This window comes from Marinobacter sp. DS40M6 (genome assembly GCF_028581595.1).
Taxonomy (GTDB): Bacteria; Pseudomonadota; Gammaproteobacteria; order Pseudomonadales; family Oleiphilaceae; genus Marinobacter; species Marinobacter salarius.
This window is the reverse complement of sequence record NZ_JAFCAE010000010.1, coordinates 60,294-80,554: the sequence shown is the minus strand read 5'-3', so window position 1 is coordinate 80,554 and position 20,261 is coordinate 60,294. Positions and strand designations below refer to the sequence as shown.

Genomic DNA, 20,261 nt, shown 5'->3' with positions numbered 1-20,261 from the left:
CCGGGAGCGCATCAACGCTGGCTTTCGGGGGTTACCCGCAGGATTTCCTCGACCGTGGTGGAGCCGGCGGCCACTTTCTGCGCGCCGCTAAGCCGCAGGGATTTCATGCCATCCTTGTACGCATCCACTCTCAGTTGGTCCAGTTCGCACTGCTCGGTAATCTGCCGGATCAGGTTGCCGGACAGTTGCATGATTTCATACACGCCGGCCCGACCATAGTAACCGGTGTTTCGGCACTCCAGGCAGCCAACCGGGTGGTAGACCTGCTTGGGCATGGTGGCTTTCCAGGGTCGGGTCAGGCTTTGCCAGGCCTGCGCGTCCACCGGCCCTGGCGCCTTGCAGTGGGGGCACAGGGTTCTGGTTAGCCGTTGTGCCATTACGCCCAGCACCGTGGCACGAATCAGGTAGGGGGGGATGCCCAGTTCCATCAAGCGGGTGATGGCGCTGGGGGCATCGTTGGTGTGCAGGGTGGACAGCACAAGGTGCCCGGTCAGAGCCGCCTGAACCGCCATTTCTGCAGTTTCCAGGTCACGGATCTCACCAATCATGATGATGTCCGGATCCTGTCGCAGCAGCGCCCGCACGCCCGAGGCAAACGTCAGTTCGATGTTGGTCTGAACCTGCATCTGGTTGAAGGCCGGCTCCACCATCTCAATCGGGTCCTCGATGGTGCAGATGTTCACCTCGGGAGTGGCCAGTTGCTTGAGGGTTGAGTACAGGGTGGTGGTCTTGCCAGAGCCGGTAGGGCCGGTGACCAGAACAATGCCGTGGGGGTGATCGGTAATAGCCTGCCAGCGTTCCCGGTCTTCCTTGGAAAACCCCAGTTGTTCGTAGGACTTCAACAGCACTTCCGGATCAAATATCCGCAACACCATTTTCTCGCCAAACGCGGTTGGCATGGTGGCCAGCCGCAATTCCACCTCGCTGTTGTCCGGCTTTCGGGTTTTTATGCGGCCGTCCTGGGGGCGGCGCTTTTCCGCCACGTTCAGCCTGCCGAGAATCTTCAGGCGGCTGGTCACGGCCACGCCGACCTGGTCCGGGAATTCGTAGACGTTGTGCAGCACCCCATCGATGCGAAAGCGCACCTGGGTGACATTGCGCCGTGGTTCTATGTGGATATCCGATGCGCGTTGGTCGAAGGCGTACTGCAGCAGCCAGTCAACAATCTTGACAACGTGCTGGTCGTTGGCATCCGGGTGTTCGCTGGCCCCAAGGTCCAGCAGTTGCTCGAAATTCTGGGTACCGGCGGGGTTGGCTGCGTTGTTGCCGCCTGCCTTGCTGACGGAGCTCGCCAGTTGATAGAACTCAACGGTGTAACGGCGGATATCCTCGGGGTTGGCGACCACGCGGCGGATGTCTTTTCTCACCGCCTGGCGCAGGTTGCCTTCCCAGTCATTCTTGAAGGGTTCGGTGCTGGCGATGAGAACTTCATCCTCACCTATTTCAACCGCGAGAATGCCGTGTCGCTGGGCAAAGGCATAGGACATCACCCGGGCAATCGCGGGTGTATCTATCTTCAGGGGGTCGATGTGGTAGTAGGGCTGTTCCGCCCACTCCGCGAGCCACTGGGTCAGTCTGTCCAGATCCAGGGTGCGGCCGGTTTTCTGGCTCTCCAACCCGGCCTTGGCGACCAGTTCCAGTGGGTGGCGCTGGCTAGCGGGCCCGCTGCCCCCTGTCTGGATACCAATGTTGGCCGAGAGAACCCGTTCGGCATCCTCCTGGGTAATCTCACCACCGGTGACCAGCGCCGTGCAGATATCCCTCAGGGTCAAGGTACTTCTATGTGGCGCGGGTGGATGAGTGCTGTCGGCCATGATGCGTTCCCTGTCAGGTTTCGGTAACGGGCTGCGGACGGTTCACCTTAAGGTGGACCATGGCCACAGTAAACAGCAGGAAGGTCAGCACCGCGATGATCAGAGGGGTGATAGCGCCTTCGCTGAGCCAGGACGATACGACGTACTGGGTAAAATAGAAAATCACCACGAAACTGAGCCAGATGTAACCACGGTTGTGGCCCCGGAACACTGGTACGGCAAACGCCAGCAGCGGGACCAGCTTTACGCTGAGCATCAGCGTGACGGATACGCCCTCGACCTGCGCGGGGTAAAAGGTGCTGACAAGCAGGGCCGCCAGGGTGGCCAGATAAAGCAGAATGGTCAGCCGGGCGGTTATTCGGGCTTTGGGGTTGTGAAGCATTCGGTGATCCGTTGTCGTTGAGTGGCGCCGGGGTTAGCGCAATTTCATGGCAAGCCGCGCAAGGCGCTCGCCAAATGTCTGGCATATGGCTTTTTCGTGGTCGTTCACGGACTGTGGCTCTCCGGTGCCAGCCCAGTGGGAAGGGCCGTAGGGCGTACCCCCGGCGGAGGTCTCGTTGAGCGCGCTTTCCGAATAGGGCACACCGCACAGCACCATTCCATGATGCAGTAGTGGCACCATCATCGTCAGCAGGGTGCTCTCCTGACCGCCATGCAGGCTGCCAGTGGACGTAAACGCGCCGGCGGGCTTTCCGCTGAGGGTTCCGTTCAGCCACAGGTCGCCGGTGCTGTCGAGGAAATACTTCAGCGGTGCTGCCATGTTGCCGAACCGGGTCGGGCTGCCGATGGCCAGGCCCGCACAGTTCGCAAGATCATTCTTGCTGGCAAAGGGCGCGCCGTCGTCCGGTACCGCAGGCAGGGACGCCTCGGTGTCCGGCGACACACTGGGCACGGTGCGAATTCTGGCATCCATACCCTGCACCCGGGATACGCCCCGGGCAATCTGGGCGGCCAATTCGGCCGTTTGCCCAGTGCGGCTGTAATACAGCACCAGGATATAGGGCGAGGTGGTCGCCATTGGAGATCTCCGGTTAGAGAATATTCAGGACATTTTCAGGCGGTCGGCCCAGGGCTACCTTGTTACCCCTGATTACGATGGGCCGCTCGATCAGCTTCGGAGTGTCGACCATCGCTTTGATCAGCGTCTCACGGCCAAGCTCGGGGTCGTCCAGGCCCTGTTCCTTGTATTCCTTTTCCCCGGTTCTCATCAGCTCTCTGGGAGTGATGTCCAGGGCTGCAAGGATCTGTTCCAGGATTTGCTCTGTCGGTGGCGTTTCCAGGTAACGTATAATGTCCGGTTCAACACCTTGTTCGCGAAGGAGTTCAAGGGTTTGCCGGGATTTTGAACAGCGCGGATTGTGGAAAATTCGGGTTGGTTCTGTCATGGTTCTCCCTCTTCCCAGGTCAGGTTAACCGCAAGTTTGTCTGAGCGCCGTAGTCTAACAGGAGGCCACCCTTTGCAATACCCTGCGCGATATCCTGCAAAGTACTCTGCACTGGTGCGTTATTCCACCAGGTTGTGCAGGATCGGTATACTATTGGCCTTGTTGCCGCTGGCAGGCTGCCAGAACCACGAGTTTGAAAAGTCGGACGGAACCGTACTGCAGTGGGAGAGCCTGAGGGGCCACTGGGTGCTGGTCAATTATTGGGCCGAGTGGTGCAAACCCTGCCTGGAGGAAATTCCGGAGCTGAACAGTATCGACACCGCCAGTGCCGTGGTTGTCCTCGGTGTGAATTTTGATGATGTTCGTGGCCAGGAACTGATCGACCTGGGGCGAAGAATGGGTATTGAGTACAGCATGCTGGCAGAGGATCCAGGGCCGCAATTTGGCTGGGAAACACCCGTGGCCCTGCCCGCAACGTTTATTGTGGATCCGGATGGAGACCTCGTCGAGGCCCGCTTCGGCCCGCAAACTGAAGAAGACATCAAAGAATTGATTGGTCGCTGACCTGGCCCCGAACCGCCATTAACCTGCAGGAAATTTCCGACGCTATGTCACAGACCTTTGTCCACCTCCGCGTGCATTCCGAATATTCCATGGTCGATGGCCTGGTGCGCGTGAAACCCCTGATCGGTCGTGTTGCAGAACTGGGCATGCCCGCTGTCGGGCTTACGGAGCAGTCCAATATGTGCTCCCTGGTGCGCTTCTACAAGGCGGCCATGGGTGCTGGGGTGAAGCCCATTATCGGCGCAGACCTGTGGGTCGAAAACCCGGACGAGCCCGACAACCCGTTTCGCATCACTCTGCTGGCCCGTAACAACGATGGCTACCTGAATCTGACCGAAGTGGTCTCGCTGGGGTACACAGAGGGGCAGCGTTTCGGTAAGCCAATTATCCAGCGAAAGTGGCTGGAAAGCCGCACCGAAGGGCTGATTGCCCTGTCTGGAGCCCGACTGGGGGACGTGGGCAAGGCGCTGATGTCGGGCAAGCTGGACCTTGCCAGGCAGCGTGCCGAATACTGGATGAACCTTTACCCGGGGTCGTTTTACCTGGAGTTGCAACGCACCGGGCGCCCCGGGGATGAAGATTGCCTGCACCTGAATGTTGAGCTGGCGGAGGCGCTGGGCTGCCCGGTGGTGGCGACAAACGATGTCCACTTCCTCCATGCCGAGGATTTCGAAGCCCATGAGGCAAGGGTCTGCATTGGCGAGAGCCGGACCCTGGACGACCCCAGGCGGGAGCGTCGTTTCAGCGACCAGCAGTATCTGCGCAGCGCCGATGAAATGATTGAGCTGTTCTCTGATATCCCCGAGGCGGTCGAGAACACGGTGGAAATTGCCCGGCGCTGCTCAGTCCCGGTGCGTATGGGAGAGTATTTTCTGCCGAACTACCCCATTCCCGATGGCATGACCATGGATGACTACTTCCGAAAGGTGTCGGAAGAGGGACTGGAAGAGCGGCTGGCGAAAACCCTCAGCAAGAACGACCCCGAATACGATGCCAAGCGCGAGGCCTACTACAAGCGCCTGAACTTCGAGCTGGACATCATTATCCAGATGGGGTTCCCGGGGTACTTCCTGATCGTTATGGACTTCATCAAGTGGGCCAAGAATAACGGCGTGCCGGTAGGCCCTGGCCGGGGTTCCGGTGCTGGCTCCCTGGTGGCCTACGCCCAGTTGATTACCGATCTTGATCCTCTGGAATACGACCTGCTGTTCGAGCGCTTCCTGAACCCCGAACGGGTTTCGATGCCCGACTTCGACGTCGACTTCTGCATGGAAGGCCGTGATCGTGTTATCGCCTACGTGGCGGAAAAATACGGCCGCGAGGCGGTGTCCCAGATCATTACCTTCGGCACCATGGCTGCCAAGGCGGTTGTGCGGGACGTTGCCCGGGTTCAGGGCAAGTCGTACGGGCTGGCGGACAAACTCTCAAAGATGATTCCCTTTGAGCCGGGTATGACCCTGGAGAAGGCCCTGGAGCAGGAACCACAACTGGTCGAGTTCCTGGAAAATGACGAGGAAGCCCAGGAAATCTGGGAAATGGCCCTGAAACTCGAGGGTGTGTGTCGAAACGCCGGTAAGCACGCCGGCGGCGTGGTGATTGCACCCACCAAGATTACCGATTTCTCGCCGCTGTACTGTGATGACGAGGGCGGCAGCCTGGTGACCCAGTTCGACAAGGGCGATGTGGAAGATGCCGGCCTGGTGAAGTTTGACTTCCTGGGGCTGCGGACCCTGACCATCATCGACTGGGCCCTGAAGATGATTAACCCGCGCCTGGAGAAACAGGGCAAGCCGGCGCTGGACATTAACGAGATTCCGCTGGACGACGTGCCATCGTTCGACATGCTCAAGAAGGCGGAAACCACAGCGGTGTTCCAGCTTGAATCCCGTGGCATGAAAGACCTGATTCGTCGCCTGCAACCGGACTCCCTGGAGGATATGATCGCCCTGGTCGCCTTGTTCCGTCCGGGGCCACTGCAGTCGGGCATGGTGGATGACTTCATCGACCGGAAGCATGGCAGGCAGCCCATGTCATTCCCGCATCCTGATTATCAGTATGAGGGGTTGAAGCCCGTTCTCGAGCCCACCTATGGCGTTATCCTGTATCAGGAACAGGTTATGCAGATTGCCCAGGTGATGGCCGGCTACAGTCTTGGTAACGCCGACATGCTGCGCCGGGCTATGGGTAAGAAAAAGCCCGAGGAAATGGCCAAGCAGAAGCAGTTCTTTCTCGACGGCTGTGAAAACAATGACATCAACAAAACCCTGGCGGAGAACATTTTCGACCTGGTTGAAAAGTTTGCTGGCTATGGCTTCAACAAATCCCACTCGGCGGCCTACGCGCTGGTTTCCTACCAGACCCTGTGGCTGAAGGCTCATTATCCCGCTGAGTTTATGGCCGCGGTACTCACGGCGGATATGCAGAACACCGACAAGGTGGTCACGCTGGTGGAGGAGTGCCGCAGCATGGGGTTGGAGCTGCTGGTGCCCGACGTCAGCCGCTCTGAATACACTTTTACCGTCAACGATGACGGCGCCATTGTGTACGGTCTCGGCGCCATCAAGGGGCTTGGTGAGGGACCGATTGGCAGTATTCAGGCCGGCCGCGCCGACGGCGAGCCCTACCAGGATATTTTCGATTTCTGCCGCCGGGTGGATCTGAAAAAAGTAAACAAGAGGGCCATGGAGGCCCTGATCCGCTCCGGTGCCATGGATAAGCTGGGGGCAGGGCGCGCCCAGTTGATGGCCAGCATAGATAAGGCCATTCAGCAGGCCGGCCAGCAATCCCGCAACGAGTCCGTGGGCATGACCGACATGTTTGGCGACATGCTGATGGGCGGGGAAGATGGCGATCCTTATTCCGACGTGGCGAATGTGCGGGAATGGCCCAAGAAAGAGCGCCTCAAGGGGGAAAAAGACACCTTGGGCCTTTACCTGACGGGCCATCCGTTCGATGAATATGAGAAAGAAGTGCGTCGGTTCGTGCGTTCATCCATTGCTGATCTCAAACCGGCTCGCCAGCCCCAGCGTGTTGCCGGCCTTGTCGTTGCGCAACGTTCCATGAAGACCCGTACAGGGTCGACCATGGCGTTTATCACCCTGGATGATCGCAGTGCCCGCATTGAGGCCACTTTGTTTTCAGAGGCTTTTTTCGAGAATCGGGAGTTGCTTCAGTCCGACCAGGTCATTGTGGTGGAAGGCCAGGTCAGCCATGATGATTATTCTGGCCAGATGAAGATGCGCGTCAGCTCGGTGATGGATGTTGGTACGGCCCGGCAACAGTTCAGTCGTGGTCTCAAGCTCGCTATTCACGCGGATCAGCTTCAGAACGGCCTGCTGGATAAACTGGACTCCACGCTCAGGCCCTTCCGTTGTGAGGGCAGCCCGGTATGGATTGAATACAGTAGCGATAATGCCAGTACCCGTATCGAACTGGGTGAATCGTGGCGCGTACAGCCCGATGACGACCTGTTATTGGAGTTGAAATACCTCGTAGGCGACCAGTCGGTAGAACTGGTCTATGATTGATACTATCCGGCAAGGTTCATCCCGGGTATGGCGGACACGTTGAATAATTACGTTTTTGTCAGAAAGCGGACTCATACGAAGGTCCGCTTTAGCCAATGCTCAGGCGCTGCTATCTTTGTCCAAAATTCTGGTTTGGCGACTTACATTCTCGCCTTGCAAGCAAATGATGGAACATCATGAACCCTAATTATCTGGATTTCGAACAACCGATTGCCGACCTTGAAGCCAAGATTGAAGAGCTTCGCATGGTGGGAAATGATACCGATATCAACATCACCGATGAGATCAGCCGGCTGCGCAAGAAGAGTGTCAGCCTGACTGAAAGCATCTTCTCGAACCTCAAACCCTGGGACGTAGCCCGCCTGGCTCGTCATCCCCGCCGGCCCTATACCCTCGACTACGTTGACATGATCTTTGACGACTTCGACGAGTTGCACGGTGACCGTCGTTATGCGGATGATCAGGCCATCGTCGGTGGCACTGCCCGCCTGGATGGCAAGCCAGTCATGGTGATTGGTCACCAGAAAGGCCGGGAAGTACGCGACAAGGTAAAGCGGAATTTCGGTATGCCGCGCCCGGAAGGGTACCGTAAGGCTTTGCGGCTGATGGAGATGGCTGAGCGTTTTCGCATGCCGATCCTGACCTTTATTGATACCCCGGGTGCCTATCCAGGTATCGGAGCCGAAGAGCGTGGCCAGAGTGAAGCGATCGCCTTCAACCTGGCCGTCATGTCCCGCCTGAAGACGCCGATTATTTCCACGGTGGTAGGCGAGGGTGGCTCTGGCGGTGCTTTGGCCATCGGCGTGTGCGATCAGTTGAATATGCTTCAGTATTCCACCTATGCAGTCATTTCACCCGAAGGCTGTGCGTCAATCCTGTGGAAGAGTGCGGAATACGCTTCCCAGGCGGCAGAAGCGATGGGCGTGACCGCCGACCGACTGAAGGATCTTGGGCTGGCGGACAACGTTATTACAGAACCGCTGGGCGGGGCGCATCGCAGCCCGGAAGAAATGGCAGAATCCCTGCGTGAGACCCTGAGTAAGGGCATTGCCGAACTCGGTCGCCTGCCGGCCGACGAACTGGTGTCCCGCCGCTACGAGCGGTTGACCCGATATGACACCGGCCGGTAACCCCGGCTCCGGAAGAGACTGGCCGGAGGCGCTATGTACTCCGGTCAGGCACCTGCCTGATCATTCACACCTTCGCATTGCCCTCAGCGGTGGCATGGACTCCGTTCTGCTTCTTCATGTTGCCACCTGGCTGTACGCCCATAGCGGCCAGATTTCTGCGGTTCATATCAACCATCAGTTGCAGCCTAACGCCGATCAAACCGAGCGTTTCTGTCGATCGATTTGCCGGCAGCTTGGTGTGCCACTCGACAGTCACCGTGTCACCGTCAGCGGTCGCGAATCTTCGGATATTGGCGCTAGCGGTGGCGGTATTGAGGAGGCCGCCCGGAATGCGCGTTACCAGGTGTTTGAGGAGATTCTGGCGCCGGGAGAGTTACTGTTGATGGCCCATCATGGTGATGATCAGGCTGAAACAGTGCTGTTTCGGTTGTTGCGCGGGACTGGCATGGCGGGGCTGGGTGGTATGCCGGTGACACGCCCTCTGGGTGCTGGTCGGCTGTATCGACCACTGCTTGATTTCAGTCGCGCAGAGCTTCACGGATGGGCAGTTCAGCACGGTATCGAGTGGATGGAAGATCCCAGTAATATCGATGAGCGCTTTGATCGCAACTTTCTCCGTACGTCGATTTTTCCTCTCCTCAAGTCACGCTGGCCGTCGCTGATCAGTCGTATGGGGCATACCGCCCATTCGTGTCGAGAGGGGGACGAGTTGGCTGCAAAGCTGGCGGAAATCCACTTTAAACAATGTGCCGGGCCTTCTGGTGAGCTTTGTTTGAGTGCGCTCGGTGCACTGTCTCTGGCGGAGCAGAAAAACCTGCTGCGCTGGTGGGCAAGGTATTTTCGTTATCAGCCCCCCGCCATTGCAGACTGGCCGCAGGTTCTGGAAGATTTTCTGAGCTCGCCGGCGGACAGGGAGCCGGAGCTTCGGGGAACGGGGTTCGTGATTCGACGTTTTCGGGGGTGCCTGTACCTGGTTCCCGAGTTCACGAAATTGCCTGCCGGAAAGCCTGTCCTGGTTCCGGATCAGGCGCTATCGTGGGGTGGATGGCGATTGACGCTGGCGGCGTCAGGTAAGCCTAAAACACCGGCGCCGGAAATAAGGGTATCTACGAGGGCAGGGGGCGAACGCATCCGCCCAGCCCCTGGCGGCCCGTCGAAATTATTGAAGAACTGGCTTCAGGAAAAAAATGTTCCACCCTGGGAAAGAGCCCGGCTACCGCTGCTTCTTGAGGTGGTGGACGGCCATGAAGAAGTGGTCGGAGCTGGCGACTTGTGGGTTTCCGGCAAATACTGTGGAGAGGCCCCGGCCAGTGGCTGGCGGATTGTTGTGGAGCGGGAATGTAATTGAGAAGGTGGCGCCTTTCTGGTAGTCTGGCGTCCCATCTTGAGATGACAATCTCCCTCCTTCACCGAACCAGACAAATCACGGAATCTGCATGACGCGTTATATTTTCGTCACCGGCGGTGTCGTGTCCTCCTTGGGGAAAGGTATCGCATCGGCCTCTCTGGCTGCGATCCTAGAGGCACGCGGCCTGAAGGTCACTATTCTCAAGCTGGACCCGTACATCAACGTGGACCCCGGCACCATGAGTCCGTTCCAGCACGGTGAAGTTTTTGTCACCGAAGATGGCGCGGAAACCGATCTGGACCTGGGGCACTACGAGCGATTTATTCGCACGCCGATGTCACGCCGGAACAATTTCACCACCGGTCGCGTCTACGAGGAAGTGATTCGTAAGGAGCGCCGGGGTGATTACCTCGGTGGTACGGTTCAGGTGATTCCCCACATCACGGACGAGATCAAGCGTCGTGTGGTTGAAGGCGCTTCCGGCGCCGATGTGGCACTGATCGAAATCGGCGGCACGGTGGGCGATATTGAATCGCTGCCATTCCTTGAGGCCTGCCGCCAGTTGAAGGTGGAAGTTGGCCCGCAGCGTGCGTTGTTCATGCACCTGACCCTGGTTCCCTACATCGCCACGGCCGGTGAGATCAAGACCAAACCTACCCAGCACTCGGTAAAGGAAATGCGTTCCATCGGCCTGCAGCCGGATATTCTGCTGTGTCGTTCGGAGCACGAAGTGGACGCCAGTTCCCGTCGCAAGATCGCACTGTTCACCAACGTGGAAGAGCGGGCGGTCATTCCGTTGCAGGATGCCAAGTCCATCTACGCCATTCCGCGCATGCTGCACGAATTTGGTCTGGACCAGCTGGTTATTGAGCGTTTCAGTCTGGATGCCAGCCCGGCCAACCTGGGCGAATGGGATGCGGTCGTTGAGTCCCTGATGAATCCGGAAGGTGAAGTTACTATCGCCATGGTCGGCAAGTACATGGAGTTGCTGGACGCCTACAAATCGTTGATCGAGTCGCTCCTGCATGCCGGTATCAAGACCCGCACCAAAGTCCGTATGAACTACATTGACTCGGAAGACATCGAGCGCGATGGTACCGGTGCGCTGGCCAGTGCCGATGCCATTCTAGTTCCAGGTGGCTTTGGTGAACGCGGTGTCGAAGGCAAGATCCGCACGGTGCAGTACGCCCGCGAAAACAAGGTTCCGTACCTGGGTATCTGCCTGGGTATGCAGGTGGCCGTTATTGAATACGCCCGCAACGTGGCGGGCCTGAAAGATGCCCACAGCACCGAATTCCGCGAACACACCCCGGAGCCGGTTGTGGGGCTGATCACGGAGTGGCTGGATGCCAGCGGCGAGAAAGAGGAGCGCACCGAAGAGTCTGATCTGGGCGGCACCATGCGCCTGGGCGCTCAGGACTGCGTGGTCGCTGAAGGTTCCACCATCGCCAACTGTTACGGTCGTAAGACCATCCGTGAGCGCCACCGTCATCGTTTCGAAGTGAACAATCATTTCCTGCCACAGCTGGAAGGCGCCGGCCTGAGAATTTCCGGTCGCTCCACCGACGGCAAACTGGTTGAGGTTGTGGAAGTGCCTGATCACCCCTGGTTTGTGGCTTGCCAGTTCCACCCGGAATTTACCTCCACGCCGCGGGACGGCCATCCGCTGTTCAAGGGTTTTGTTGAGGCAGCTCTGGCCCGTAAAAAGGAATCCTGATCATGGCGCAGAGTACGGTGAACGTCTCGGGAATCGAGGTTGCCAACGATAAGCCGTTCGTGTTGTTCGGTGGCATGAACGTGCTGGAATCTGCCGAAATGGCGATGGAAGTGGCCGAGGCGTACGTCGAGGCCTCCAGAAAGCTCGGGATTCCCTACGTATTCAAAGCGTCGTTCGACAAGGCCAACCGCTCTTCCGTGCATTCCTTCCGCGGCCCCGGTCTTGAGAAGGGGCTGCAGATTCTGGCGGACATCAAGAGCAAGTTCGGTGTCCCTATCATTTCCGATGTTCACGAGCCTGAGCAGGCTGCACCTGCCGCAGAAGTTTGCGATATCATCCAATTGCCGGCTTTCCTGAGCCGACAGACGGATCTTGTTGTTGCCATGGCAGAAACCGGGGCGGTCATCAACATCAAGAAGGCCCAGTTCCTGGCGCCACAGGAAATGAAGCACATCATTGCGAAGTGCGGGGAAGCCGGTAACGACAAGGTGATCCTGTGTGAGCGCGGCACCAGCTTCGGGTACAACAACCTTGTGGTGGATATGTTGGGCTTCGGTATCATGAAGTCCATGAATGTGCCGGTGATGTTTGACGTCACTCACGCCTTGCAGATGCCCGGTGGTCGCGCGGATTCAGCCGGTGGCCGCCGAGCCCAAGTAACCGACCTGGCCCTGGCGGGCATGTCCCAGGGGCTTGCGGGTCTGTTCCTTGAGGCTCACCCCGACCCGGATCAAGCCAAGTGCGACGGGCCCTGTGCTCTCCGCCTGAGCCAGCTTGAGCCGTTCCTTGCCCGGGTGAAGGCCGTTGATGACCTTGTGAAGAGTTTCAAACCTATTGATACCGCCTGATTGGCGGTTTTTTTGCGTTCCAGAAGGACTATGGGAGTGAGCGGGAACGGCCCTACGAAAATGTGCGGAGCCATGGATGGCGGAGCCCAAGCGCACAGGGATGTGCTTGTAGCGTTTTTCGTAGGGCCGTTCCCGCTCGCTCTTACTCCCAATTTTGAAATCAAACTTGGAGACAGAGAAGAATGACCAAGATTGCCAACATTAAAGGCCGTGAAGTACTGGATTCTCGCGGGAACCCCACGGTTGAAGCGGACGTGATTCTTGAGGACGGCACCATCGGCAGTGCTTGCGCCCCCTCTGGTGCGTCGACGGGTTCACGCGAAGCTCTGGAGCTTCGTGACAAGGATACGAGCCGCTATCTGGGTAAGGGCGTTCTGAAAGCTGTTGAGGCGGTAAACGCCAAGATTCGCGATGCCCTGATTGGTAAAGACGCAGCTGATCAGCGTGCTCTCGACAACATCATGCTTGAGTTGGATGGCACGGAGAACAAAGCCAACCTGGGCGCCAACGCTATTCTGGCTGTCTCCCTGGCCGCTGCCAAAGCCGCTGCCGCTTCACTGGGCAAGCCGCTGTATGCTCACATTGCGGACCTGAACGGCACCTCCGGCAAGTACAGCATGCCGGTGCCGATGATGAATATCCTCAACGGTGGCGAGCACGCAGACAACAACGTTGATATCCAGGAATTTATGGTCCAGCCGGTGGCTGCGAAGTCATTTGCCGAAGCGCTGCGCATTGGTGCGGAAATTTTCCACGCGCTGAAGAAAGTGCTGAACAGCAAAGGCCTTAACACCGCCGTGGGTGACGAAGGTGGTTTTGCACCGGATCTGCCTTCCAACGAAGGCGCTCTGGGGGTGATCCAGGAAGCGGTGGAGAAGGCTGGCTACAAGCTGGGTACTGATGTGACCCTGGCGCTGGACTGTGCCTCTTCCGAGTTCTATAAGGATGGTCAGTACCAGCTTTCCGGTGAGGGCAAGTCCTTTGATTCCGCCGGTTTCGCCGACTATCTCGCTGGCCTGTGCGAGCGTTATCCGATTGTGTCTATCGAAGACGGTATGGATGAGAGCGACTGGGACGGCTGGAAAGTGCTGACTGAGAAGTTGGGTGACAAGGTTCAGCTAGTAGGTGACGACCTGTTCGTGACCAATACCAAAATCCTCAAGCAGGGTATCGACAAGAGCATTGGTAACTCCATCCTGATCAAGTTCAACCAGATTGGTAGCCTGAGCGAAACTCTGGACGCCATCAAGATGGCTCAGGATGCGGGTTACACGGCGGTGATTTCCCACCGTTCCGGTGAAACTGAAGACACCACCATCGCCGATCTGGCCGTGGCCACCTGTGCGGGTCAGATCAAGACCGGCTCCCTGTGCCGCTCTGACCGGGTTGCCAAGTACAACCAGTTGCTTCGCATTGAGGAAGCGTTGGATGGAAAGGCTCCCTATCGTGGCCTGAGCGAGATCAAAGGCCAGGGCTAATCGCCTGTGAAGGATACCCTGTCGGCGGGATGCTGACAGGTAACCGATCCGGAAAGGCCATCGTGATCCTCAAGATGTGAGGCATGATGGCCTTTTTGTACAACTGGTTAGCAGAACTTGTTGCTAAACTACACTAAGGTCTATACTTACTGTCCGGTTGATGCATCGTAAACGGAATTCGCAATGAAGTTACTCTGGTCCATCATGATTATTCTTATTCTCCTGCTGCAGGTGCGCCTGTGGGTTGGGGAAGGTAGTTTTGCCCAGGTATGGGGACTGGAGAACGCCATTGCCGAGCAGCGCGAGGAAAACGCCGAGCTTTCAGCCCGCAATGAGCGTCTCTATGCGGAAGTTCGTAACCTCCGCGGCGAGAAAGGGGCGGTTGAAGAACGTGCCCGCATGAACCTGGGGCTGATCCGCAACGATGAAACCTTCTTCCTGGTGGTCGAGCAGTAACCCAGCCGCAAGCCAGGCCGATCAAAGCTGACCACGTCCATGAGTAAACCCCGCTATTGGTTGATTGTTCCCGCCGCCGGTTCCGGCCAGCGAATGAAGGCAGACTGCCCGAAGCAGTATCTCAGGCTGGACCATCAATATATCCTTGATATCACTCTCTCCAGGTTATTGGACAATGCTGATTTTTCAGGTTGTGTGGTCGCTATTCGCGCGGACGATCCCTGGTGGCCGGAAACTGCAGCCAGTTCTAACGCACGTATAGAGTCCTGTGCCGGGGGCGCTGAGCGTGCGGATTCGGTATTGTCTGCACTTGAGGCACTGGCCTCTCGGGCGGATGACGACGATTGGGTGCTGGTACACGATGCCGCCCGGCCTTGCCTGCATCCCAATGACCTCGAACGATTGCTGACCCAACTTCAGGATCACCCTGTGGGTGGCTTGCTGGCGACGCCGGTGGCCGATACGCTCAAACTTGTGGCAAGTGACAGCAATCAGGTGGAGACAACCATCGACCGTCGTCATCTGTGGCGCGCCCTGACTCCTCAAATGTTCCGTTGTGGCGCCTTGAGGATGGCTCTGAAAGCTGCCATTGCGTCAGGTTACCCGGTGACCGATGAAGCCTCGGCCATGGAATACGCAGGCAATGTTCCCTGTATCGTTGAGGGGCGACCGGATAATATAAAGATTACGGTACCCGCTGATCTGGCACTGGCCGGTTTTATCCTCAGCCGTCTCTAGCGGCAAGCCTGCATCGTTACTGATTGAAAAGGAAACAGCACTATGCGAATCGGGCAGGGCTTTGATGTCCATGCTTTCTGTGAGGGAAATCAAGTCGTTATTGGCGGTGTGACCATTCCGCACACCCATGCCCTCAAGGCCCATTCCGACGGGGACGTGCTTTTGCACGCCCTTGCAGATGCCCTGTTGGGTGCCGTGGCCCTGGGCGACATCGGTCATCTGTTTCCCGATACCAGTGATGAGTGGGCGGGAGCGGACAGCCGGGACTTGCTGCGCCGCGTGATGGAGCGTGTTGCCGGTGAAGGGTTTGGTGTCGGTAACGTGGATGCCACCATTATTGCCCAGGCCCCGAAAATGGCGCCCCATATTGAGGCCATGCGGTTGACCATTGCCGAGGATCTTGCCATCCCGGCGAGCCGGGTCAGCGTCAAGGCGACCACCACCGAAAAGCTGGGCTTTGCCGGCCGCGGTGAGGGCATTGCGTGCCAGGCGGTTTGCCTGCTGGAGCCGGTTTCATCATGACGGATGCTCAGCACGCTTCCAACGGCTGGCGACTCGACTGGCCAACCTCCTCGGGCTCTCGGGTGGCTTCGGCGCGTATCAAATCGCTCCCCGGCGACTTTTTCGTGGATGAAGAGCTGTCTATGCCCGATGACAGTGGCGGCGGGGGAGAGCACCTGTGCCTGCGTCTGGAAAAAGTCGGGGACAACACCGACTACGTGGCGCGGCAGCTTGCTAATATCTGCGGCTGTCGGCATTTCGACGTGGGTTTTTGCGGGCTGAAGGACCGTCATGCGGTCACGCGTCAGTGGTTTAGCCTTTATCGGCCGGGACAGGAAGACGACGATGGGGCGTTCATCCAGGCGGTGGAGGAACACTGGCCGGTATTGGCTCAGTACCGCCAGGCTCGAAAACTGAGGCGGGGCGATCATCAGGGCAACCGGTTTGAGCTGGTGCTAAAGGACGTGGTCGGCGACACATCTGCTATCGATGCGGCTCTGGCCCGGTTGCGGGACCTCGGATGCCCGAATTATTTCGGTTCGCAACGGTTTGGCCATGGCGGTGCCAATCTGGATAGGGCGCTGACCATGGACCCGACAACACTGAACCGTCGGAGTGGTCGCAATGTCAAAAAGCGTGGGCGAGGGCGGTCAACCTCTGGCAGTCGCGACAGTAAGAACGTATTGTACTTTTCGGCGGCACGTTCGTGGTTATTCAACGAGGTGCTCGCCCATCGTGTTGAGACAGGCACCTGGCTGGAACCTCTGGAGGGAGAGCCTGGCGCATGTGAAAATCAGAACCTGATGGTGACAGGTCCTCTCTGGGGCGACGGTGGCACCGAGGCAGTGTCGGTCCAGGGCGAAATCGAGCGTTCCGTGGTTGCGGAGCACCCGCAACTGGCAGCGGTGTTTTCAACCACCCGCATGAAGCCTGAGCGTCGGCCGCTGAGCCTGAAACCGGAAGGTCTGGAGTGGCATTGGGACGGCAATGACCAGTTGCGGTTGTCGTTCCGGCTTGCGCCGGGGCAATACGCAACAACGTTGCTGGACGATGTGTTTGATATAACGGACGCAACCACGTTTATTGGAGAAAATTGTGCGAATTCTGTTGTCCAATGATGATGGCGTTCATTCGCCTGGTCTTCAGGCCCTACACGACGGGCTCCAGGGGCTGGGCCATCTTGAAGTTGTGGCGCCGGATAGGGACCATAGCGGTGCCAGCAATGCCTTGACGCTGAGCCGCCCGCTAACGGTGGAAGACCATCCCAATGGCTTCCGGTCCGTGGACGGGACCCCGACAGATTGCGTTCACCTTGCGGTTAACGGGCTGTTTGAAGAGCCGTTTGATCGAGTGGTCTCGGGCATCAATACCCACGCCAACCTTGGCGACGATATTATCTATTCGGGTACGGTGGCCGCTGCCACCGAGGGCAGAAACCTGGGGTTGCCAGCAATAGCGGTATCGCTGGTGAACGAAGGCCGTTTCCACTACGAAACGGCGGCCAGGGTTGTTCGCGCGTTGCTGGAAAGCGATCAGCCGTTAACTCTTGGTCCTCGATGCATTCTCAATGTGAACGTTCCCGATGTGCCATGGGAAGAGATTGCCGGCTTCCGCGTGACCCGGCTTGGCCATCGCGACCGGGCTGAAGGCGCGGTGCCGATGACCTGCCCCCGGGGCAAGTCCCGTTACTGGATCGGTGCCGCTGGCAAGGGCAGCGACGCCGGACCGGGGACCGATTTCAACGCAGTGCGCGAGAATTACGTTTCGATCACTCCCGTCCACGTGGATATGACGCGCCATGAGGTACTGTCGCCACTGCGAGAGTGGGTTGAGTTGCTGTCAGGACGGGAGGGACGTTAATGGTGGCAGCGATTGACGGTATTGGAATGACGTCCCGCCGAACCCGTATGCGACTGATACAAAGGCTCAGAGAGGCTGGTATAGCCGATGAGCAGGTGCTTACGGCCATGGCGGACGTGCCGCGTCACATATTCCTTGATGAAGCGCTTTCCCATAGGGCCTACGAAGATACTGCGCTGCCCATTGGCTACAGTCAGACCCTGTCTCAGCCTTACATTGTCGCGCGAATGACAGAATCCCTGATGCACCACAAACCCCGGAAAGTGCTGGAACTGGGAACCGGGTCGGGCTACCAGACCGCGATCCTTGCCGGGTTGGTGGATCAGGTTTTCAGCGTTGAGCGCATCAAGCCGCTCCAGGACCGGGCCCGTGACCGGCTTCGCCAGCTCGGCTACCGTAATACGATGCTCAAGCACGCAGACGGAGGTATGGGGTGGCCAGAACAGGGGCCGTTTGACGGCATCATCGTCACCGCGGCACCCCGTGAGATCCCGCCGGAACTGAAAGACCAACTGGCGGATGGAGGCGTTATTGTGGCGCCGATCGGCGAGGGCACACAGATGTTGGTGGAAATGGTACGCCAGGGCGACCGTTTCGAGACCAGGGATATTGAACCGGTGCGTTTTGTGCCCCTGTTGGGTGGGGTTGTACGGTGACCGCAGAACGCCCCTCTGAGTCTTCTGCCGACGTACCTCACTCCCATCATCCCTTTGCGGTATTCCTGAGGGGCATGGCCATGGGGGCGGCTGATATCGTACCCGGCGTGTCGGGTGGCACCATTGCATTCATTACCGGCATTTACTTCCGGTTGCTGGAAGCCATCAATGCCGTTCCACAAGCCTTCTTTCAGCATCTGATCCGTGGTCAGGTGAGGCAATTCTGGGCGGCGTGTGACGGCACCTTCCTACTGTGTCTGCTGGCGGGGATCCTGGGTAGTATTGCCACACTCGCGTCCGTGATCAGTCATGCCCTTGCCACTTATCCGATCCTTATCTGGAGTTTTTTCTTCGGCCTGATCGTCGCGTCAGTGTGGCACGTCGGCCGTCAGGTTCGTCGTTATGAGCCAATGTTGCTGTTGCCATTTTCGGTGGGAACCGTTTTTGCCTGGTGGGTAACGACTTTGTCTGGCAGCCCGTTGTCGCCCTCGATGCCGGTGTTCTTCGGTGCCGGGGCCCTGGCCATCTGCGCCATGATCCTGCCAGGAATTTCCGGCAGTTTTATCCTGGTGATTCTGGGTATGTACGTCCCGGTGCTGGACGCCATACGTTCCCTGGATCTGGGCATCCTCGGGATTTTCGCTGTTGGTTGTCTGGTCGGTTTACTGTCGGTTGCCCGGCTCATTACCTGGGCGTTCCATCGCTACCATGACCTTGTGCTGGCGTTGTTGACTGGCTTCATGGTGGGGGCGCTGAACAAGATCTGGCCCTGGAAAGAGACACTAAGCTGGCGCACCAACAGTGCCGGCCAGCAGGTGCCCCTGAATGAAGCAAGCGTCAGTCCGATGGGCTATGCTGAGTTGACCGGTGACGAGTCACAGTTACTGCTGGCGATAACCTGTGCGTTCGCCGGTCTGTTGCTGGTTTTGCTGGTGGAATGGGTGGGCAGGAAAAAACAGCCTGGCGCCGCCCGCTAGCCTGGTTTTCTGCTCGCTGTTGTGACGGCGTTCACGGGCGTATCGAGACTAAGTGTTACTTTTTGATCCGTACGGTTGTTTCGGGCAGTAACAAACGCAACAGATGGGTAACTTGGTTTCATGCCCAAAATGTGCAATAAATTAGCAAGTTACTTAAAACACTTTATAAACCGCCGAATTTTTTATACGAATTACTAATAACGGGCGTATTTTTATTCTTTTGAGATTAGTGCGTGGGTCCATCATTGCTGCGACGGCAGTCTTCCCGCGGCTCCCCTCCGGTGCCCCTGTCTCTCCGTGTTCAAAAAAACGGACGCGCCTCTACACCTTTCTGCTTGTGCTTTTTGGCGCCATGCTGCTGACTGGCTGCAACACGCAGGCAATCTACCGTGATGACCTCTACAACCCGCCAGTGTACTGGGGCCGCCACGTTGTCAAATCCGGGGAAACGCTCTATAGCATCGCCTGGCGGTACGGCCGTGACTACCGGGAATTAGGTAATGCCAATGGTATAAGCCCGCCTTACCACATCAAGGCAGGGCAGGTTCTCAGGCTGGACCTTCGCGGAAATGTAACATCCACAGCGCAGACTGGCGGAAGTAGTAAAACGTCGGTCTCGCGACCACCAACCCGCACCGCATCGCGACAGCCTGCTCCCAAACCGGAGCCAAAGCCGACGGTTTCGCGGCGGCCCGATAAGTCGTCACCATTAACGGGTCAAAGCCAGACAGTATCCAATGTCAACTGGCGCTGGCCCCACGTTGGCACCGTAATTGCAGGTTATTCTACATCCGGGAAAGTCAATAAAGGTATTGATATTGCTGGAAAAGCAGGTGACTCTGTGAGGGCAGCGGCAAGTGGTAATGTCGTTTATGCTGGAAGTGGGTTGCTCGGTTATGGCAACTTGATCATAGTGAACCACAACGAGCACTATTTGAGTGCTTATGCTCACAACCGGAAGATTCTGGTGCAGGAAGGGGAGGACGTTAAAGCCGGACAGGTCATCGCTGAACTGGGAAACAGCGGCACGGACAGGCCCAAGTTGCATTTTGAAATCCGGAAAAATGGCAACCCGGTCGACCCCGCCCACTACCTCCCGGGCCGATGAAACGGATTGGCAGAACAAAACCTGGCGTCCGGCACCGAAAATCAGAGGCAACGAAAGATAATAGTCGAGACAAACAATAAAAAAACGACGGTTCCGGCAACCGTCAACAGCTAGCAATAAATGTCCTGAACAAGAACACGAAGAAAGCAGGCGC

The 20,261-nt window shown here is 57.8% G+C and carries 19 protein-coding genes; 15 read left to right on the top strand and 4 right to left on the bottom strand.

The window, feature by feature from the left end:
• Positions 1-11: 11 nt before the first annotated feature.
• From JJO78_RS20075 to arsC, 4 genes are read right to left on the bottom strand one after another with little or no spacing between them, the layout of a single operon-like run.
• Positions 12-1,814: a GspE/PulE family protein gene (locus JJO78_RS20075; protein ID WP_041334978.1), complete on the bottom strand. Its 1,803-nt coding sequence runs from the start codon at positions 1,812-1,814 to the stop codon at positions 12-14.
• A 13-nt stretch (positions 1,815-1,827) separates the two neighbouring features.
• Complete coding sequence (locus JJO78_RS20070) at positions 1,828-2,196, bottom strand: DUF2069 domain-containing protein (RefSeq protein WP_075195289.1); 369 nt, start codon at positions 2,194-2,196, stop codon at positions 1,828-1,830.
• 33 nt (positions 2,197-2,229) lie between these two features.
• The gene (gene wrbA, locus JJO78_RS20065) at positions 2,230-2,832 is read right to left on the bottom strand and encodes an NAD(P)H:quinone oxidoreductase (RefSeq protein WP_273624535.1); all 603 of its coding nucleotides are present in this window, start codon (positions 2,830-2,832) and stop codon (positions 2,230-2,232) included.
• A 13-nt stretch (positions 2,833-2,845) separates the two neighbouring features.
• Complete coding sequence (arsC, locus tag JJO78_RS20060) at positions 2,846-3,199, bottom strand: arsenate reductase (glutaredoxin) (protein WP_041334988.1); 354 nt, start codon at positions 3,197-3,199, stop codon at positions 2,846-2,848.
• Between the two features lie 153 nt (positions 3,200-3,352).
• Here arsC and JJO78_RS20055 point away from each other — a divergent pair, with 153 nt between their 5' ends.
• From JJO78_RS20055 to JJO78_RS19985, 15 genes are all read left to right on the top strand, one after another.
• Positions 3,353-3,763 carry a TlpA family protein disulfide reductase gene (locus JJO78_RS20055; RefSeq protein WP_226909903.1) on the top strand — a complete coding sequence of 137 codons (411 nt, stop codon included), beginning with the start codon at positions 3,353-3,355 and terminating at the stop codon, positions 3,761-3,763.
• Positions 3,764-3,807: 44 nt separating this feature from the next.
• Positions 3,808-7,290: a DNA polymerase III subunit alpha gene (gene dnaE / locus JJO78_RS20050; protein WP_127400938.1), complete on the top strand. Its 3,483-nt coding sequence runs from the start codon at positions 3,808-3,810 to the stop codon at positions 7,288-7,290.
• A gap of 176 nt (positions 7,291-7,466) precedes the next feature.
• A complete protein-coding gene (accA, locus tag JJO78_RS20045) occupies positions 7,467-8,420 on the top strand; it encodes an acetyl-CoA carboxylase carboxyl transferase subunit alpha (RefSeq protein ID WP_085681118.1) in 954 nt (317 codons plus the stop codon).
• Positions 8,404-9,768, top strand: coding sequence for a tRNA lysidine(34) synthetase TilS (gene tilS, locus JJO78_RS20040; protein WP_085681116.1), 1,365 nt, complete (start codon positions 8,404-8,406; stop codon positions 9,766-9,768). Before accA ends, tilS begins: the two co-directional genes overlap by 17 nt.
• An 88-nt stretch (positions 9,769-9,856) precedes the next feature.
• Positions 9,857-11,485: a CTP synthase gene (locus JJO78_RS20035; RefSeq protein ID WP_036206623.1), complete on the top strand. Its 1,629-nt coding sequence runs from the start codon at positions 9,857-9,859 to the stop codon at positions 11,483-11,485.
• A gap of 2 nt (positions 11,486-11,487) precedes the next feature.
• Positions 11,488-12,333 carry a 3-deoxy-8-phosphooctulonate synthase gene (gene kdsA / locus JJO78_RS20030; protein ID WP_036206626.1) on the top strand — a complete coding sequence of 282 codons (846 nt, stop codon included), beginning with the start codon at positions 11,488-11,490 and terminating at the stop codon, positions 12,331-12,333.
• A gap of 182 nt (positions 12,334-12,515) precedes the next feature.
• The gene (gene eno, locus JJO78_RS20025; RefSeq protein WP_127400940.1) at positions 12,516-13,811 is read left to right on the top strand and encodes a phosphopyruvate hydratase; all 1,296 of its coding nucleotides are present in this window, start codon (positions 12,516-12,518) and stop codon (positions 13,809-13,811) included.
• Positions 13,812-13,994: 183 nt separating this feature from the next.
• The gene (locus tag JJO78_RS20020) at positions 13,995-14,267 is read left to right on the top strand and encodes a septum formation initiator family protein (RefSeq protein ID WP_036206633.1); all 273 of its coding nucleotides are present in this window, start codon (positions 13,995-13,997) and stop codon (positions 14,265-14,267) included.
• Positions 14,268-14,306: 39 nt separating this feature from the next.
• On the top strand, positions 14,307-15,005 hold the full coding sequence (gene ispD, locus JJO78_RS20015; protein WP_075195282.1) for a 2-C-methyl-D-erythritol 4-phosphate cytidylyltransferase: 699 nt from the start codon (positions 14,307-14,309) through the stop codon (positions 15,003-15,005).
• Between the two features lie 42 nt (positions 15,006-15,047).
• Complete coding sequence (gene ispF, locus JJO78_RS20010) at positions 15,048-15,527, top strand: 2-C-methyl-D-erythritol 2,4-cyclodiphosphate synthase (protein WP_036206639.1); 480 nt, start codon at positions 15,048-15,050, stop codon at positions 15,525-15,527.
• Positions 15,524-16,624: a tRNA pseudouridine(13) synthase TruD gene (gene truD, locus JJO78_RS20005; protein WP_036206642.1), complete on the top strand. Its 1,101-nt coding sequence runs from the start codon at positions 15,524-15,526 to the stop codon at positions 16,622-16,624. Before ispF ends, truD begins: the two co-directional genes overlap by 4 nt.
• Positions 16,602-17,366: a 5'/3'-nucleotidase SurE gene (surE, locus tag JJO78_RS20000; protein WP_036206645.1), complete on the top strand. Its 765-nt coding sequence runs from the start codon at positions 16,602-16,604 to the stop codon at positions 17,364-17,366. The genes truD and surE overlap by 23 nt, the downstream gene beginning before the upstream one ends.
• Positions 17,366-18,022 carry a protein-L-isoaspartate(D-aspartate) O-methyltransferase gene (locus JJO78_RS19995; RefSeq protein ID WP_036206648.1) on the top strand — a complete coding sequence of 219 codons (657 nt, stop codon included), beginning with the start codon at positions 17,366-17,368 and terminating at the stop codon, positions 18,020-18,022. Before surE ends, JJO78_RS19995 begins: the two co-directional genes overlap by 1 nt.
• Positions 18,023-18,096: 74 nt before the next feature.
• A complete protein-coding gene (locus tag JJO78_RS19990; RefSeq protein ID WP_227662402.1) occupies positions 18,097-18,999 on the top strand; it encodes a DUF368 domain-containing protein in 903 nt (300 codons plus the stop codon).
• Positions 19,000-19,351: 352 nt separating this feature from the next.
• Entirely contained in the window at positions 19,352-20,107 is a 756-nt protein-coding gene (locus JJO78_RS19985; RefSeq protein WP_185906434.1) for a peptidoglycan DD-metalloendopeptidase family protein, read from the top strand.
• Positions 20,108-20,261: the final 154 nt, after the last annotated feature.